The organism is Paenibacillus macerans, assembly GCF_050565405.1.
GTDB classification, from domain to species: domain Bacteria; phylum Bacillota; class Bacilli; order Paenibacillales; family Paenibacillaceae; genus Fontibacillus; species Fontibacillus macerans_B.
Map to the genome: position 1 here is coordinate 63,364 of NZ_JBNYYG010000011.1, position 14,622 is coordinate 77,985.

Here is a 14,622-nt window from a genome sequence, read left to right on the forward strand (position 1 = left end):
AGCGCGGCTCTTTTAACATTGTAGAAGTTAAAGTTGTCATCCGATAACTGGATGCTGGCCATCCCGTCGCTAAAGGAATAGAGGAGAAAAAGGGGCGCTTAAGCATGAAAACGCTCGTGATTGCCGAAAAACCGGATATGGGCCGTACGATCGCTGCGGTGATCGAGCCGAAAGCGAAAAATAATCGATCCTATCTGGAGGGGGAGCGCTACATCATTACTTGGGCGATAGGCCATTTGCTGGGCCTAGCCGAGCCGGATGCCTACGACGATCGATACAAACGATGGAATTTCGGGGATTTGCCGATATTGCCGGATCAATTCAAAATTGTACCGAATCCGCGAACCAAAGATCAATTGAAAACGATCGGCGAGTTGGCCAAACGCTGCGACGCGATCGTCAATGCGTGCGACGCCGCGCGAGAAGGGCAGTATATTTTTGCGTTGATCCAGCAGCAGTTAAAATTGACGCAACCCGTTAAACGGCTGTGGATTTCCGACCTGACGAGCGAGAGCATCGCCAAAGGTTTTGCCGAGCTGCACGAAGCGGCGGAGTTCGAAAATTTGACGATGGCCGCCCGGGCGCGCAGCGAAGCGGATTGGCTAATCGGGATGAACGCCACGCGGGCGTTCACGACGAAACACCGGGAGCTGCTGTCGGTAGGACGGGTGCAGACGCCTGTGCTCGCGCTGATTTACGACCGGCAGAAGGAAATCGAAAACTTCGATTCGCTGACCTACTATGAAATTAAGGCGGAGTTCGAGCAGGATACGCGCAAATATACGGGCAGCTGGCAGGGCGATCGGCTGACGGACGGGGAGAAGGCGGCGGCGATCGCCGAGAAGGTCCGCGGCAAGGAAGGGCGGATCACCGAATATGAGGTCAAAGAGACGAAAGAGTATCCTTACAAGCTTTACGATTTAACCCTGCTGCAGCGGGAGGCCAACGCCAAATACGGCTATTCCGCCAAAAAAACGCTGGATATCGCCCAAGCGCTGTACGAGCGGCATAAGGTCATTTCCTATCCGCGGACAAGCTCCAACTACGTGACCGAGCAAAACATCGACGGGATGCATAAGGTGCTGCATATGCTGAAATCGTCCGGTTATCGGGAGCTGGCCGAAGGCGGTAATCCGAAGCTGGTGCACGTAGGCAACAAGGCCGTCTGCAATCCGTCGCGCGTCGAGGACCACCATGCGATCCTGCCGACCTTGAGACGGCCGGGCACTTTGAGCAAAGAGGAGCAAAACGTTTACGACCTGGTGATCCGACGGTTTTTGTCGCATTTCTATCCGGCGGCGGAATACAAGCAGCATACGGTCCTAACCGAGGTGGAGGGAGAAACGTTCAAAACGAACGTGAAGGAACTGCTGTCCCTCGGTTGGAAGGTATGCCTTCCCGGTGACGACGGTACCAAATCCGGCGGGGGCCGCGGCAAGAAAAAGGACGAGGAAGACGATGCGGAAGAGCTGATCAGCGAACCGTTCCAGATCGACCGCGATCGTCCAGTGAATTGCGCAGACGCACAAGCCAAAGAGAAAGCAACGCAGCCGCCGAAGCATTTTACGGAGGGGACCCTGCTCAAGGCCATGGAAAGCGCCGGGAAGCAGTTGGAGAACGAAGAGCTGCGCGAGGTGATGAAAGATGCCGGACTCGGCACGCCGGCCACCCGGGCTGCAACGATCGAGCGGCTGAAGAAGGTCGGCTACATCACGATGCAAGGCAAGAAGATCACCGTCACGCAGAAGGGCCGGACGGCGGTGGAGCTGATCCGCCGCGCGGGCGTCGAGTTGCTCACCTCGCCGGAGATGACCGGCCAATGGGAACGGCGGTTGTATCAAATTTCGAAGGGCGAAGCGGCCCGGGAAAAATTCATGGACAACGTCCGCCGGTTTACGGTCTCGATCATCGATAAGGTGCGCACGCAGCAAAAGGCGGATGCCTCCATGTTCGGCACGGAGGAGGCGGACAAGGGGAGCCGCCGGGGCGGAAGCCGGAACGGCGGCGGCACAACCGGCCGGGGCGCCAGCCCGGACGGCGCAGCGCGCAGCGCTTCGGCCGCCGCGAAACCGGCGGCGTCCGGCGGCTTGCAGCCGCTCGCGCCATGTCCGCGCGAGGGCTGCGGCGGCCAGCTGATCGAAGGCCGCAAAGGATACGGCTGTACGCATTACAAGCAGGGCTGCGGCTTCGTGATTTGGAAGGAATTTACCGGCAAGAAGATTTCGGCTTCGATGCTGAATGCGCTGCTGACCAAAGGTCAGACCCAATTGCTAACGTTCAAACAAGCGGGCGGAGAGGTCAAGGCGAGGATCGCCCTTGCCGACCGCAATACCGGAAAGCTTGCGCTGGAGCAGGCCGACAGTACGGTGTCATCATCCACCTTATAAAGGCATATCTCTTTCAGTGGATACGATGCAGCCTGTTCCCTCGGGGACCGGCTGCATCTTTGCTTTCGCTCGTTGCTCCGGTTGATGTTTCCGGCGAAAACGGGTAGTGTAGGCTTGGGGAATATTTCAACATTATAGAGAGGTAGAACCATGTCGAAAACGATTCTGCTTGTCGAAGACAAGCCTCTTTTACGGGAGATTATTAAAGATTATATGCTGAGTGAAGGATACGGCGTACTGGAAGCCGGCGACGGGAAACAGGCGCTAGCGCTATTCGGGCAGCATGAGGTCCATTTGATCATTCTCGATATCATGCTGCCGGAATTGGACGGGTGGTCGGTATGCCAACGGATCCGCAAGGCGTCGAACGTCCCGATCATCATGCTGACAGCCCGCTCGGATGAGGACGATACGCTGCTCGGATTCGAGCTGGGCGCGGACGATTACGTCGTCAAGCCGTGCAGTCCGCCGATTTTGCTGGCGCGGGCAAAGCGCTTTCTGGAACCCCGCGGCATTCCCGGGCAGGAGAAAGACATGCTGTCGGGCGCCGGGATCGCGCTCCATATCCCTTCCCGCTCCGTGACGATCGACGGGACAGGCTGCAGCCTCACGTACACGGAATTCGAGATTTTAGCCTATCTTATGAAGAATAAAGGAGCGATCGTGACCCGGGAGCATTTGATGGCAAAAATATGGGGCTATGATTTTCCCGGCGATGAACGGACGATCAACAGCCATATGCGCAATTTGCGGGCAAAATTGGGCGACAAGGCCAAATGTATCGTGACGGTCGTGCGAGCCGGCTACAAATTCGAGGAGCAGCCATGATCAAGGGAATCGTCCTCAAGCTGTTTTTGTTGACGACGGCGCTTTGCTTGTTTATTGTCGCGATGATTTTCGCCGCGCAAACCGTGTTTTTCAAACAATTTTATGCGCATCAAAAGGTGGAGGATATCAAAGCCTCCGTCCAAACCTTTGAGCAGGACTATATGAACACCGGCGGGGAAGCGAAGGACGTTGCCGAACTGGAGCAGGAATTTTACCGGAAGCATGACACTTGGATCGCGGCGTTGGACGAAATGGGGAATTTGCTGTACTCCGGCGATTTTGAGATGGAGGTCCAGCTGGAACAGACGGACGACGTCCCCGGCCTTTCCGGCCAAACGCTGACGATTCCACTCTACGCCGTGGCGAATGTGGACGATTTTAGCGCCGACAATCCGCTTTACGCTTTTGGGGGGACGTGGGCCCGGGAAGGCCAGCCGATCGCGATCGAGGGCCTTATGATGAAGGGGCATTTGATTCCGCAGCGGATGGGAAGGAGCGTTTCCCATTTAAGAGAGGAAGGCCGCTTGGAAAATTCCTCTTTGGTCCGCAAGGAATACGAGGTTGTCCCGCGCTTCGGGAGCCCGGAGCAGTATCATGATAAGTACCCTTCGGCGCTGGTTCGGGGAACCATCACGAACCTTCGGCTTCCTGAAGGAGCCGGCGTCACCCGCTACACAAACGGTTTGCTTCTGGAACGGATCAAAGCTTTTCAGGCGGATCTGCTTTACGGAGACTACGACGGGAGCGCGAATGGCGAGGTGATGGATTTCGCGGAGAATGAGGTGAACTACAAACTATTCGTGAAACGCACCGAAGGCCGGACGGGGCAGCCTTCTTACCTCTTCGCCATGACGTCGCTCCAGCCCGTTAGCGAGGCCGCTGCGGTGATGCGGAGCTATTATGGCTATATCGTGGTCGCCGCATTGCTGCTGGCGGTGCTGGCCTCGCTATACTATTCCCGCCGGATTGCCCGGCCGTTGCTGCGCATCAACCGGACCACCAGGCAAATCGCCCGGCTGGACTTCTCCGAGAAATTGCCGGTGAGCGGCAAGGATGAAGTGGGACAGCTGTCCGGCAGCATCAATGAGCTGTCCGAACGGCTGCATGCCCATATCCTGCAGCTGGAGCGGGATATCGAGAAGGAAAAGCAGTTGGAGCATACGCGGAAGGAGTTTATCGCCGGGGTTTCGCACGAGCTGAAGACGCCGCTTAGCGTTATTCAGAGCTGCCTGGCCGTACTTAAAGACGGGGTTGCCGGCCATAAGCGGGACTATTATTTTGCGGCGATGGAAGAAGAAGTGAACGGCATGATTTTGCTGATTGCGGACATGCTGGAGCTGGCGAAATTCGAGTCGGGCACGTATAAAATGAATATGGAGCCGTTCGAAATCGGCAGAGCGATCGAACGGGTTTGCGAGAAGCTTGCTCCGGATATGGCGATCAAACGGTTGCGCCTCTCAACCCGATTGGCACCGGCCGAAGTCGTTGCGAACCGGCACCGCATCGAGCAGGTATTGGTCAATTTCCTGACCAATGCCATTCGTTATACCCCGGAGGGGGAAGCCATCCTCGTTACCGCTGCCCAAGAGGAGGATACCGTCAAGGTAAGCGTCGAAAACCGCGGGGTTCATATCCCGGAGGATGAGCTGGAGAAAGTGTGGGATCGTTTTTACCGCGGGGAGCCTTCCCGAAACGCGACGACCGGCGGAACCGGGCTGGGCCTGGCGATCGCCCAACAAATTTTGGCGCTGCACGGCTTGCCCTATGGCGTGACGAATACGGCGGAAGGAGTTTTGTTTTACTTTTACTTGCGCAAACAAGCGTAGAACTTCGGTTCTGCGCTTTTTTTAATTGATATTGATTCGGTCTGCACCCGATCTGCATTTCTTTTTACTATCCTATCTAAGTGTGCAAGACAGAAAGCCACAAGAGAGGAAAGTGTAGAGAATGAGAAAGATGTTGGGAATGGGGCTGACCGGAATCATCGCCTTATCGCTCGCGGCTTGCGGAGGGCAAAGCGCGAAGCAAGAACCGGGGGCCGGCCAGCCGGCTTCGGCTGATCAAAGGCAAGAAACGACCTTTGCAGATACAACGCAAGACGCGCTCGCCGCGCTGTTCCAAGACAGCGTATTTCTAGGGGATTCCATTACGGAAGGCTTGTCGTATCATGATGTGCTGGATGAACAAAACGTGCTGGCCGGAGCGGGCAAAACAGCGCAATTCGCCATGGAGGACATCGACGAGCTGGCCCGGCGTAACCCGGAGCATATTTTTATCCAATTGGGTTCGGATGACATCTTATGGCCGACGGATAACCCGCAGGAATACGCGATCAAGCATTACACCGGCTTGATCGAAGCGATCAAGAATAAGCTTCCGCAGGCGGGCATCACGGTGTTGTCGGTAACTCCCGCGACGGATGAGGCGCAGGAGAAAGAGCCCCGCTACCAAAATATCCCCGATTTTAACGAAAAACTGAAAGAGATGGCCGCCAAGGAGGAAGTCGCGTTTGCCGATTTGACCCCGGTGGCGACGGACCATCCGGAATTGTACGATACGGACGGCATCCATTTTAAGCCGGAGTTTTATCCGCTGATGCTGGACGCCTTGAAGGACCGGGTGGAGTGACGGTGGCCGTGGTTTTGCGGGAGGACCGCGTGGCTGGGAGGGATGAGCGTTGGTATTTAGCAGCCTGATCTTCCTGTTTCAATTTTTGCCGGCGACGATCCTCGTCTATTATTTATCGCCCAAACGGTTTCGAAACGCAGTTTTGATCGCGGCCAGCCTGGTGTTTTACGCTTGGGGCGAGCCGCTATATATCTTCATCATGCTCTTTTCGACCGTGTTCGACTATGTTAACGGGCTGCTGATCGATAAGTACCGGGAGCGCCGGGCGATCGCCCGAGCCCAGTTCATCGGTTCCATCGCCGTCAATTTAGGCGTGTTGTGCTTCTTCAAATACGCCGGGTTCGCTGTGGACAACCTGAACCAATTATTGCATCTGAACCTGCAGACGGCCGATCTGCCGCTGCCGGTGGGCATCTCCTTCTATACGTTTCAAACGATGTCTTATGTGATCGACGTTTACCGGCGCAAAGTGCCGGCACAGCGCAACCTGATCTCGTTCGGCGCTTACGTGACGATGTTCCCGCAGCTTGTGGCCGGCCCGATCGTCAAATACGGGGATATCGCCCGGCAGCTTGTTTCCCGGCACATGTCGCTCGGCCGGTTTGGCGACGGGGCGGAGCTGTTTATCCGCGGCCTCGCCAAAAAGGTGCTGCTGGCCAACCATATCGGCTTGCTGTGGACGAACGTCAAGGCGGCGCAGCCGGGAGAGCTGAGCGTGCTTTCCGCCTGGCTGGGGATAACGGCGTTTGCGTTGCAAATTTACTTCGACTTCAGCGGATACTCCGACATGGCCCGCGGTCTCGGTAAAATGTTCGGGTTCGATTTTATGAAGAACTTCAATTATCCTTATATATCCCGGAGTATCACGGAATTTTGGCGCAGATGGCATATTTCGCTGGGCTCCTGGTTCCGGGAGTATGTATACATTCCGCTCGGCGGCAACCGGAAAGGGCTGCTAAAGCAGCTGTGCAATCTGCTGGCGGTGTGGTTCTTGACCGGTTTATGGCATGGAGCAAGCTGGAATTTTATCGTGTGGGGTCTTTATTTCGGGTTCCTGGTCACGGCCGAAAAACTGTTTTTATTAAAAAGGCTGCGCCGGCTTCCGCGTTTTGCCGGACATGTCTATACGCTTGTGGCGGTCATCATCGGCTGGGTGTTTTTCGAATACGAAGACCTGGGGACTGCCGCCCATTTCATCGGAACGATGTTTGGGTACGGTGCGCATGGCTTCGCCGATCGGCAGGCGCTTTACGATCTGTTCGCCTATTCCGGCTGGTTGATCTTGCTTGTGCTGTGCGCGTCGCCGTTTCCGCGCCGTGTTTTGCTGAGGTTTCGGCGGAGACGGGCGAAAGCGGGCGCCTTTGCGGCTTTGGGGGCGTACCTGCTGCTGTTGTTTTTATCAACGGCGAATCTCGTCAATGAAACCTATAATCCGTTTTTATATTTCCGTTTTTAGCGGCGGGGAAAGGAGGCGGCGAAATTGATAGGGTATAAAAAGTTGATGGCTGTCCTGTTGCTGGTCTTTATAAACGCGCTGTCGATAGTGGACTTGCTGACGCCGGACCGTAAGTTCTCAGCGACGGAAAACCGGATGCTGGAACCGAATCCGGAATTTTCGCTGCGGCATCTGACGTCAGGAAAGTTTACGGCCAATTACGAGAAATATGTGTCCGACCAATTTCCTTTCCGGGATTTCTGGATCGGCGTGAAATCCGATACGGACCGGGCGATGGGGCAAAAGGAAAGCAACGGGGTTTACCTCGGCAAGGGCGGCTACCTGATTCAACAATTCCAACCGCCGGCTCAAGAGGAGGTGGAGGAGATCGCCGAGGCGATCCGTTCGTTTGACGCTGCGGCACCAGCGCTGCAAACCTACGTGATGCTTGCGCCTACTTCTTTAACAATGAATAAGGACAGACTTCCGGCTTTCGCACCGGCCGGCGAGGAGCTAGTTTATCTGGACAAACTGCGGAATGCGCTCGGCCGCTCCGCGCGCTTTGTCGATGTCTATCCGGCGCTGTATGCCAAACGCCAGGAATATCTTTACTACAAGGCGGATCATCACTGGACGACCTTGGGCGCTTATTACGCTTATCGGGAGTTTTGCAGGCAAATGGGGGTGGTCCCGCATGAAGCGGACGACTTCGATATCCGGCAGGCCACGGATGAATTCTACGGATCTCTGTACTCCCGGAGCGGCTTCAGGCATCTGCGGCCGGACCGAATTGATCTTTGGCTGCCGAAGGAGAAGGACAGTTATTCCGTAGAGTACGTCGACGAGCAGCAGACTGCGGATTCCTTGTATGCGCTGGAGAACCTGAGCAAAAAAGACAAGTATGCCGTGTTTTTGAACGGAAATCATGCGCTAGTGAAAATCATATCGGACCATCCGGCGGGGAAGAAGCTGCTGGTCGTGAAAGACTCGTATGCCAATAGCCTGATTCCTTTTTTGACGGCGCATTTCGGCGAGATCTATGTCGTGGACCTGCGATATTATAGCGAAGATTTGCTTGCGCTGATCCGTGACCAGGAAATTCATGACATGTTGGTGCTTTATAATGTCAATACGTTTTTTTCGGATCCATCCATCAAGAACTTATCGGAGATGATCGAATGAATCGGCAAAATTCATGGAAAAGAAGGTTGATGATCGCATTTCTGGCAGTCGCCGTAACGGCCGGCCTGTTGGCCGGGTGTGCGGGAAGGGAAGGGGAAGCCGTGAACTTGACCGCAATCGATGTCGGGGAACGAATCCGCCAAGCGGCGAACTTGGAGAACATGAAGCAAGGAGATGCCGAGAAACTGCAAAAGTTGTATCATATCTCCGGCGAAGAAATCGCGGATTTTCTGCTCTATACGGCGTCATCAAACGTAGAAGCGGACGAATTGCTGATCGTCCGGCTTAAGGATGAAAGCGAGGCAGACCGCGTCATGGCGAACATCGAGGAAAGAATTGCCGCGCAAACCGCCAAGTTTAAAGACTACCGTCCGGAACAATATTTTCTGCTCGAAAAGCGCGTACTGAAGTCACGCGGCTTGTTTATCCTGTTTGCCGTCTCGGCCGAGGCGGATCAAATGGAGCGGGCTTTCGAGGAGGCGACTAACGCCTAGATCCTGAGGGTGGCTGACTAGAGGCTTCGTGTCTAGGTGTCCCTGCATGCTCCTTTGCACGATTATCCCTTTCGTTCAGGGGGCAGGGGCTTCTTCTCCTGAGCATTTATTTTCTTCTCCTGAGCTTGTCTGTTTCTCTGCTACCTGATCAAACGGGATAATCGTGCAAAGCGTGCGGACAGCAAGTGTTAATCTGCTGCCCACCCCACCGCCCTTCGCCGGATCTCGTTTCCAAATAACAAAACGGACCTGTTTATAAGGTCCGTTTTTGCCTTGTCATCTGATGGATATGGTCGAAAATGATCCGCGGCACTTCCTCGAGCGAAGACACCGTGTGCATGTCCGAATCGCCGTCGTGCTGCAGCTCCACGATGTTATACAGCCATTCGTTCGGAATTTTGATGTATATGGCGTTGATCCCGGCGGAGAGCGCCGGCATCACATCGGTGCGCAGGCTGTTTCCGATCATCCAGGTCCGCGTTCGGTCGAATAAGCGTGAGCGCAAAATTTCCTCCAGCGCTTCCGCGTTTTTGTGGCGGCGGATGTAAATACGGTCCTGGAAGTATTCGGTCAGCTTCATTTGATCGATCTTGCGCTGCTGGATCACCGGTTCGCCGCCCGTATACAAATGCAGCTCATGGCCCTGGCTCCGCAGCAGGTTGAGCGTTTCCACCATGCCGGGGTAGGGCTCGATCGGCTGTTCGTAGACGCTGAGCCCCAGCTTCATCAGCCGATCCTCTTCTTCGGTTAGCGCCTTCCTGCCCGTGATCCGGCTGAAGTAGCGGTAAGTATCCACGAGCGACTGCGGGAAATGCGAGCTGGTAAAACCGATCTGATGCACGCCGGCCACGTCGATTTCCGTTTGCTTGTCGCGAATTTCTTCGTTGGCGATGCCGTTAGCTTTGAACCAGTCGGTCAGCAGGTCGGCAAACTGGTCGAGAATCAGATCGAAATACTTATTGCAGTGGATCAGCGTATCGTCCATATCGAAAATAATCTGTTGCCGTTGTGCGGTCGTCATTTGCGGGTCACTCCTTTTATCCAAAGAAACGCTTGTCTATAAGTATTATCCTACCATAAGCAGAAGCGTCCCGCCAAAAACGAGCGAAGCGGCTCTAGAGCCGGATGTAGGTTTCAAGAAACATCTGCAGCTCGGCCGCGCCGTCAGGACGGATGCTGAATTTCTCCGTATCCTGGGCGAGCAGATGAATGCGCAGCAAGCCGGCTACCCGGAGACGCATCAGATCATGCATCAGCCGCTCTTTCGGTTCGCCGAGATCCTTCAACAGCTCCTGTATCGATTTCGGCTCGTCGGCAACATAGCGGAGCAGACGCAACCGCTGCGGTTCGGCGAGCGCCCGGGTCAAGCGCTTCAAGACCATAGGCGGTTCGTCTTCGTCGATTTCCGGCAGGTCGAGCGGATACTGGATAAACAAGACGTTCTCGTAAAAAACGTATGTATTGATCGGCCGGAAGTGGATCGAAGGGGTCAGGACCACCTGCGAAATCGGTTTGAGCGGCTCCAGCACCAAACCGCCGGAGGCGTATTCGATCAGCGCGGCGATGTCCATTTTTTGCAGTAGCGTATTTTTTTCTAACGCATCTTCTTTCAGCAGCGGATTGAGCTGAGGCTCCGTTTTGCCGAAATAGAGCTGATTCCAGGTTTTGAGCAGGGGGACATAACTGTCGCGGATGCGGACAATATTATCATTAGTCACAGTGGGAATGTAGGATTTAGTCCGCCCAAGAAGCGCCTCCACGGTGATTTCCGCGAGTTCGTTCAAAAAGCGGGGAACCTCATCCGTACCATCCCGTTCCAGGGCCCACACATATAGCACGTCGTAATCACTAAAAGGGAACTTCGCCGCTTCGGCAAACCGTTCCTTCTGGGCCGGCGCGAAGCAGGCCTCGATTTCCTCGACCCATTCCTGCCCTACGTCGAGATTATTAACCCATTTTCGCGTTGTATATATCATAAAGCTGCTGATCAGTTCGTAGACCGGCGATACATCTACTTTCACGTCATAGGCCATGATAATAAACCTCCCAAAAATCATTGCATTCAGATTCATTATGGCTTGTTTGGCCGGGGATTGTCTACTATAATGTTTAGGATTGTTCAGGCAAATCATCAAATGGTGAAAAGTCGTCAAGGTTTTGGCGATTTTTCTTTGCTTTCATAAAGGAGTGCTCAATTTGAATCCGACCGTACCAAGCTTGAAACGTTTTTTTTCGCCGACATCCATATTGATTTCCATGATCGTGATCGCCGGGCTTAGCCAGGGGTTGCTGCTTCCGGTGTTGTCCATCTTTATGGAAGAAAGGGGGATTTCCTCCTCGGTCAATGGCCTGCATGCGGCCGCTTTGTATGTGGGCTCGTTTGCGATGTCGTTAGTGGCGGAGAGGGTGCTGCGGCGGATCGGCTTCAAAAAGCTGATGCTCGGCGGTGTGCTGCTGGTCATGATCGCCTTCCCGTTGTTTCCGCTCGTCGCCGACCTGCGCCTTTGGTTCGTTCTCCGATGGCTCGTCGGGATCGGGGACAGCGCGATCCATTTTACCTCGCAGCTGTGGATCATTTTGTTGTCGCCGCCGGATAAGCGGGGCCGAAACATTTCCATGTACGGGATGTCCTACGGGCTTGGCTTCAGCATCGGGCCGCTGGGCATCCGCTTGCTGGAGTATGGCCAAGCCATACCGTTCCTCATTCTGGCAGGTTTGTTCCTCGCCATCGTTCTCATCGCGATGCGGTATCTTCCGGATCGTTCGCCGGACCCCGTCAAAAAGGAAGCGGACGGAGCCCCGCGCAGAGTTCCGCAGATCTACCGGTTAGCTTGGTTTGCTTTACTGCCTTCGCTGCTGTACGGTTATATGGAAGCGTCCATGAACAGCAATTTTCCGATCTACGGGCTGCGGTCCGGGCTAAGCGCCGCGGAAATCTCGACGCTGCTGCCGTTTTTCGGCATCGGCGGTCTGATCCTGCAACTGCCGTTGGGCATGTTAAGCGACCGGTTTGGACGCAAGAAGGTGTTGATGGCAGCCGGCATCGGCGGCGGCTTGATGTTTCTTGCCGTTCCGCTGGCCGGCAGCCACTTTCTGGCCATCCTGCTGCTGTTTATGGGCGCGGGCGGTTTGGTCGGATCCTTCTTCTCGCTGGGGCTGGCGTATGCGGCTGACCTGCTGCCTCGTCATTTGCTGCCGGTCGCGAACGTTATCGCTTCGTTTCATTTCAATTTCGGCAGCATCGCCGGTCCGAACCTCGGCGGAGCCGCCATGGAGCTGGGAGCCGCTCCATGGCTGTTCGTCTTTCTGGGTTCGGCGTATTTGCTGTTTTCCGTCACGGGTTTGGCCTTTCGGCCCGATTTCGCTAAAAAAAACGCAAATATGAAGATGCTGTAATGGATTTTCGTAGGTTTTTCCAATACACTAAAAGGTAAAGGATCTAGTACTGTTGTTATAGTGCGAGTTCAAAAAGTCAGGTTTTCAGCACCAAGAAGGTTGGATGAAGCTAGGGACTGAATAGCGCAGCGTAGTTTGAGCTACGTGAGCAACGGAAGACCCGGCTGAATTCAAGATTCGATGCCGAAACCGCTTCGTGATCTGCTTCGTGATCAAAAGATGACTTTTTGAACTTCCTCTTAAAAAGGAGAAATCGGACATGATCAGAGTAAACCACCTGTACAAATCGGTGGACGGGAATAAGAAGAAGGTCCTCCGCGACATTTCCGTCCAGTTCGGCACCGGGGAAATGATCGGCGTCGTCGGCGCGAGCGGAAGCGGCAAGAGCATGCTGCTTCGTTGCCTGGCGCTGCGCGAGCGCTGGAACCGCGGAGATTATACATGGGAAGGCGAGAATGTCATCCAGGGCGGAGGGGCCGGTTCGCAGAAATATCGGTCCCGATGCGCTTACCTGGAGCAAAATCCTTCGCTGTATCCCGAAAAAACGACGCTCAAAAACGTGTTGATCGGACAAGCGGGACAAACGCCGCTGCTGCGTCGCCTGACGGGGATGGTCCGGTCGGACGATTACATGGGCGCGATGGACGAGCTGGAGAAGTACGGCCTTCTGGATAAAGCCCATGTCAAGGCCGGCAAGTTGAGCGGGGGCGAACGCCAGCGGGTCGCCATGTGCCGGGCCCTCGTGCACGGGGCGGGGTTTCTTGCCGCGGACGAGCCGGTGATCGGGCTTGATCCGAAATCGGCCGAGCGCGTGCTCGACACGCTGAAGGCGCTCTGCACGGAGCAGGACAAAATCGTGATCGCAGCGATGCCCCTGGAATTAGCGGAACGTTATTGCACCCGGATTTGGGGCATCCACGAAGGCGAACTCAAACTTGACGTCAGCGGACGAAGGCTGACGCCGGAAGATAAACGCCTGATCGATCTGGCATGAAATGAGTGATGGTATGTTCATGAGAAAGTGGGTAGCCGTCTTGGCGGGAAGCTTCCTGTTTCTCGTTATTAGCGGCTGCAATTTTATAAACGACCCGAAATCGTTGATGGAGACGCCGCAGCTCTCCTCCGACAAAGCTTCGCTGATCAGCGTCATCAAAGCGGAGCTGAAGGGAGGGGAGATCATCTCGCCGCGAGACGTCCGCAATATCAGCTCGATCCGAACGCCCGACCTGAACAATGACGGAATCAAGGAGGCGGTCGTATTCTATGAAACGCCGGAAGAAGCGGTGCGGATCCACGGGATGATTCTGGAGCACCAAGGGGATTCCTGGGTGCTTAAGGTGCGTTTCGACGGAGAGGGCCAGGTGCTGGAAACGTTTGACCTGCTGGATATGACCGGGGACGGCAACCTGGACATCATCGCCGGATTTTCCAGCGGAGCCGAGGAACTTCAAAAAGGTTTGACCGTATATACTTACAATGGCAGCGAAGTTGAGAAGGTGTTATCCTTGCCTTACAACTACTTCATGGTTGACGATCTCAACCAGGACGAACAGCCGGATATTACGGTCGTGAACCTGAAGCGCGACCAATTCGCGACAGTGTCGACCTACCAGTATGACGGCTCCTTCAAGGAACTTAGCCATCTGGAGCTCGACGATCCGATCAGCGAATACTATAATGCGGTCAGCGGCAACATTACGCCGGACCTCAAAGGCATCATTCTGGACGCGACGGTCGGGACCCATTCCGCGTTCTCCACGGTCATCGTCATGAAGGACGGCCAGCTCGTGAATTTGTTGCCCTCTCAGGACATGACGCTGAAGGGGTACCCGATTCAGAGCGGCGACGTCAACAACGACGGCATTCTGGAAATCGGCATGCTGGAGAAACCGAAGGGCTGGGAATACATTTCATTCGATGATATACCGTGGTTGTTCTCCTATTATCAATGGGATGAAAAAGAAGGCCTGAAGTTTGTGATGCAGCAATACATGGATATGTCCGGGCGGTTCTATTTCAATTTCCCGAAAGAATGGCGCGGCAATGTGACGATCGATACCAAATCGGATAAGAACGAGCATCTTTGGTTCGTCAAAATCGATACGAATGAGCCGGTGGCGGAAATTCGTTTCTTCTCGCTGGCGGATTGGGAACGGAATAAGGCGGACTGGCAGCTGTTGGCCAGAGACGCCGATAAGGTGATCGGGTTCCTCAGCCATACGGAATTGAAAGTTAATAAAGGCGAGACGGAAATCAAGCGTTAAGCCGTTTT

At 54.8% G+C, this 14,622-nt stretch carries 12 protein-coding genes; 10 read left to right on the forward strand and 2 right to left on the reverse strand.

Translation table 11 applies throughout. The features are described from left to right. Positions 1–104: 104 nt before the first annotated feature. The 7 genes from ACQ4N8_RS09745 (at position 105) to ACQ4N8_RS09775 (ending at position 8,954) form a co-directional block, all read left to right on the forward strand. On the forward strand, positions 105–2,387 hold the full coding sequence (locus ACQ4N8_RS09745; protein ID WP_430704158.1) for a DNA topoisomerase 3: 2,283 nt from the start codon (positions 105–107) through the stop codon (positions 2,385–2,387). Between the two features lie 150 nt (positions 2,388–2,537). Beyond that, positions 2,538–3,215, forward strand: coding sequence for a response regulator transcription factor (locus tag ACQ4N8_RS09750; RefSeq protein ID WP_430704159.1), 678 nt, complete (start codon positions 2,538–2,540; stop codon positions 3,213–3,215). After that, on the forward strand, positions 3,212–5,041 hold the full coding sequence (locus ACQ4N8_RS09755) for a sensor histidine kinase (protein WP_430704160.1): 1,830 nt from the start codon (positions 3,212–3,214) through the stop codon (positions 5,039–5,041). The genes ACQ4N8_RS09750 and ACQ4N8_RS09755 overlap by 4 nt, the downstream gene beginning before the upstream one ends. 121 nt (positions 5,042–5,162) lie before the next feature. Beyond that, a complete protein-coding gene (locus ACQ4N8_RS09760) occupies positions 5,163–5,843 on the forward strand; it encodes a GDSL-type esterase/lipase family protein (RefSeq protein WP_430704161.1) in 681 nt (226 codons plus the stop codon). A 49-nt stretch (positions 5,844–5,892) separates the two neighbouring features. Then, entirely contained in the window at positions 5,893–7,299 is a 1,407-nt protein-coding gene (locus ACQ4N8_RS09765; protein ID WP_430704162.1) for an MBOAT family O-acyltransferase, read from the forward strand. 24 nt (positions 7,300–7,323) lie between these two features. Beyond that, positions 7,324–8,460, forward strand: coding sequence for a DHHW family protein (locus ACQ4N8_RS09770; RefSeq protein ID WP_430704163.1), 1,137 nt, complete (start codon positions 7,324–7,326; stop codon positions 8,458–8,460). Positions 8,461–8,489: 29 nt separating this feature from the next. Next, positions 8,490–8,954: a DUF4358 domain-containing protein gene (locus ACQ4N8_RS09775; RefSeq protein WP_430704164.1), complete on the forward strand. Its 465-nt coding sequence runs from the start codon at positions 8,490–8,492 to the stop codon at positions 8,952–8,954. A 253-nt stretch (positions 8,955–9,207) separates the two neighbouring features. On the opposite strand, the gene ACQ4N8_RS09780 is transcribed toward ACQ4N8_RS09775, so the two are convergent. Continuing rightward, on the reverse strand, positions 9,208–9,975 hold the full coding sequence (locus ACQ4N8_RS09780) for an HAD family hydrolase (protein WP_430704165.1): 768 nt from the start codon (positions 9,973–9,975) through the stop codon (positions 9,208–9,210). 94 nt (positions 9,976–10,069) lie between these two features. Continuing rightward, positions 10,070–10,987, reverse strand: coding sequence for an ArsR/SmtB family transcription factor (locus ACQ4N8_RS09785; RefSeq protein ID WP_430704166.1), 918 nt, complete (start codon positions 10,985–10,987; stop codon positions 10,070–10,072). A 223-nt stretch (positions 10,988–11,210) separates the two neighbouring features. Here ACQ4N8_RS09785 and ACQ4N8_RS09790 point away from each other — a divergent pair, with 223 nt between their 5' ends. From ACQ4N8_RS09790 to ACQ4N8_RS09800, 3 genes are all read left to right on the forward strand, one after another. Then, positions 11,211–12,350 carry an MFS transporter gene (locus tag ACQ4N8_RS09790; protein ID WP_430704208.1) on the forward strand — a complete coding sequence of 380 codons (1,140 nt, stop codon included), beginning with the start codon at positions 11,211–11,213 and terminating at the stop codon, positions 12,348–12,350. A gap of 259 nt (positions 12,351–12,609) precedes the next feature. Next, positions 12,610–13,344 (forward strand): phosphonate ABC transporter ATP-binding protein, encoded by a 735-nt coding sequence (locus ACQ4N8_RS09795; protein ID WP_430704167.1) that lies wholly within the window; start codon positions 12,610–12,612, stop codon positions 13,342–13,344. 19 nt (positions 13,345–13,363) lie between these two features. Further along, the gene (locus ACQ4N8_RS09800) at positions 13,364–14,614 is read left to right on the forward strand and encodes a hypothetical protein (RefSeq protein WP_430704168.1); all 1,251 of its coding nucleotides are present in this window, start codon (positions 13,364–13,366) and stop codon (positions 14,612–14,614) included. Positions 14,615–14,622: the final 8 nt, after the last annotated feature.